Here is a 971-nt window from a genome sequence, read left to right on the forward strand (position 1 = left end):
CCAGAAGTCACCGTATAGGTAAAGCTGGTACTGCCGTTGTAATTCGCAGCTGGGGTAAAGCTTAAGGTACCGTTAGCATTTAACAACACTGTGCCGTTGGCCACAGCCACTGTGCCGCCCACGGCAATGGCCGTACCGTTAATTGCAGTAATGGTATGGCCTGCATTTTCAAAGGTATCATTGGCATTCACGTCAAGATTAGCCACCGTGTCTTCATTGAAGGTAGCCGTATCGTTGGCAATATCCACGACTGGATTGACTGTGATGGCGATGCTGTCCGTATCGCTTAAAGCCCCATCACTGGTAACGACCGTCAAGTTGTCTGCACCGTTGTAATCAGCAACCGGGGTGTAGCTTAAACCATTCAAGGCAGTGGTGATGTTGGCTGGAGATCCTACCAGAGTCACCGTTCCTGTTCCGTTATTCGTAATGGTAACCCCAGCTGTTGCCAGAGCCGTTAAACTGCCGTGTGCCACAGAAATCGTGGTGGTCACAGAAGCGCTGTCTATATCGGTAAGACTAATCGCATTGCCGTTGGCAGAGCTAAAGACTTGAGCGGTGTCTTCATTCGTGGTTTGAGCGCCAGGGACGCTGTTGGTTGGAGCGTCATTAACCGGGTTCACCGTCAGGTTCACTGTAGCGGTTTCAGTAACCCCACCGGAAGTCACCGTGTAGGTAAAACTGGTACTGCCGTTGTAATTGGCAGCTGGCGTAAAGCTTAAGGTACCGTTAGCATTTAACAACACTGTGCCGTTGGCTACCGTTACGGTGTTGCCTGCGGTAATGGCCGTGCCATTAATGGCAGTGATGGTATGGCCTGCATTTTCAAAGGTATCATTGGCATTCACGTCAAGATTAGCCACCGTGTCTTCATTGAAGGTAGCCGCATCGTTGGCAATATCCACAACTGGATTGACTGTAATGGCGATGCTGTCCGTATCGCTTAAAGCCCCGTCACTGGTGACTACCGT

General features: G+C 50.6%; 1 protein-coding gene. It reads right to left on the reverse strand.

All coding sequences use genetic code 11. The annotated features are described in order from the left end of the window. Positions 1 to 971 (reverse strand): Ig-like domain-containing protein (locus Lqua_RS09655; RefSeq protein ID WP_157076139.1); only part of this gene is annotated, 971 nt, incomplete at both ends.

It is taken from the genome of Legionella quateirensis (genome assembly GCF_001467955.1).
Taxonomy (GTDB): domain Bacteria; phylum Pseudomonadota; class Gammaproteobacteria; order Legionellales; family Legionellaceae; genus Legionella; species Legionella quateirensis.